General features: G+C 60.7%; 2 protein-coding genes. One reads left to right on the top strand and one right to left on the bottom strand.

What is annotated here, in order from left to right; genetic code table 11:
• Positions 1 to 401: 401 nt before the first annotated feature.
• Positions 402 to 1,256, top strand: coding sequence for a hypothetical protein (locus KJS59_RS30475; RefSeq protein ID WP_213457434.1), 855 nt, complete (start codon positions 402 to 404; stop codon positions 1,254 to 1,256).
• Between the two features lie 18 nt (positions 1,257 to 1,274).
• Here KJS59_RS30475 and KJS59_RS30470 read toward each other — a convergent pair whose 3' ends face one another.
• A complete protein-coding gene (locus KJS59_RS30470; protein WP_213457432.1) occupies positions 1,275 to 1,724 on the bottom strand; it encodes a transposase family protein in 450 nt (149 codons plus the stop codon).
• Positions 1,725 to 1,792: the final 68 nt, after the last annotated feature.

Raw genomic sequence — 1,792 nt, 5'->3', positions numbered from 1 at the left:
AACGAAACCCACCACCCAGTGAGCGTATTGCGGACGGCCTTGAAATTCCGCGACAGATGTTGGGCATAGCTCCCCATGTTTCCGAAAGGGGAGATGCGAAGCCGAGGCCAGTTGCCGAGAGCCATCGAGAATGGCTTGCCGGCCGGAGGTTTCTCGGGGCGAATCGAGGCACGCTCACCAAGGCGGTCTACAAGCTCTACCCTGAATCAATGCGTCTTGGAGATACGGGAATCCTCATGCCGCCTGCCTGGCGGCTACCGAAGCCAGTTGACCTCTCAGCGGTACATCTCAACTGGCAAGACCAAGCTCCGCGACCGACTGTGAACGGTGGTGAGCGAGAGACGCGCCGAGTTCGGCCACTTTTGACGGCGGGCCGGGACTATTCGCGGTATCACCGCGCGATGCGGGATCTGGCACGCCCCCGGCTCTTTGAGAACCGCCTTTGCTACCGGCTGCTGGACGTCAACTCCGCCGGAGATGGCGAGACGGCCCGGCTAGACCTAGACCTCTCCCTCGGAGAGATGTGCTACTTCGACATGATCGATGTCGGGGAAGCGTTGGCCCACGAGGTTGCGGCGACAGCACATCGAGAGGATTGCCAGGTAACCGCCGAAGCGGTCACATGGGAGAACCTCCCATTCCGTCGCTTGATCCGTGACCCGTTTGAACTGGCATCGTACCCCCTGATGATCTCGATCAGCACGCTTACAGTGCGCGCCAGTAAGTCCGGATCAACGTTTTTCCTGCTCAGAAGGAACCCGGCGAAGGTTGCTATCGCCGGGGGAATGGTGAGCGTAATTCCTACTGGCGTATTTCAGCCTGCATCGGTGCTGCCTGCGCTCGAATCTCCCGACTTTGACCTATGGCGTAACATGATGCGTGAATATAGCGAAGAACTTCTCGGAAACCCTGAACACGACGGGAGCGGATCACCAATCGACTATGCGCGGGAAGAGCCGTTCCGGTCCATGGAAGCGGCCCGGCAAGCGGGCCGGGCGCGTATCTACTGCCTCGGCGTTGGCGTGGACGCACTGAACTATGTTGGTGACGTCTTGACCGTTGCGGTATTCGACGCTGACTTGTTCGATTCGCTCTTCGGAGAAATGATCGAACAGAACGATGAAGGTGAAGTAGAGAGCGAGGAATTCGACTTCGCACCCGAGGCTATCCATCGTCTACTTGATAGAGAGACGTTCGCGCCCAGCGGTGCGGCCTGTCTGCATCTCGCGGCCCAGCATCACACGGTTCTAGTTTAGAAGTCACCATGACGACGCCTAACGAGCGCGACGAGTTCGAGCGCACTCGCCTGGTTGCCCAGAATCGATCGGGCGCGCGCGTTGATTGCGCAATACGAGGAGGCTTTTTCGGAAGGATTGGGTGGACCGTCGATAGATCTCTAGCTTTGTGACGGTGCGTAGTACTCGTGGGAAGTCGTGGAGAGACCGGCGGTAGCCGGTCTTGAGGATCTTCCAGTTCTTGAGGTGAGCGATCGCGCGTTCGACAGCGGCCCGTATGCGGTTGATCGCGGTGTTGCAGACCCGGCGGACGTCGGTGAGGTCCCGGCCGGGTGGCTTCTTGTACGGGGTGCTGTGGCCGGTTCCCTGGTAGCCCTTGTCGCCGATCATGCCGGGGCCACCCGGGAACGTAGTGGTCGGACCAGCGGGCGGCGAGGTCGGAGTCGACGAACGCTTTGCTGTCGTGGCGTGCGCCCGGGCAGGGGTCACCGACGTCGACGACCCGGCCGGTGAGGGTGGCCACGACCTGCACGTTCTGCCCGGACAGGTGCTTCTTG

This window comes from Rhizomonospora bruguierae (genome assembly GCF_018397995.1).
Classification (GTDB): domain Bacteria; phylum Actinomycetota; class Actinomycetes; order Mycobacteriales; family Micromonosporaceae; genus Rhizomonospora; species Rhizomonospora bruguierae.
This window is presented reverse-complemented; position numbering and strand designations above follow the sequence as displayed.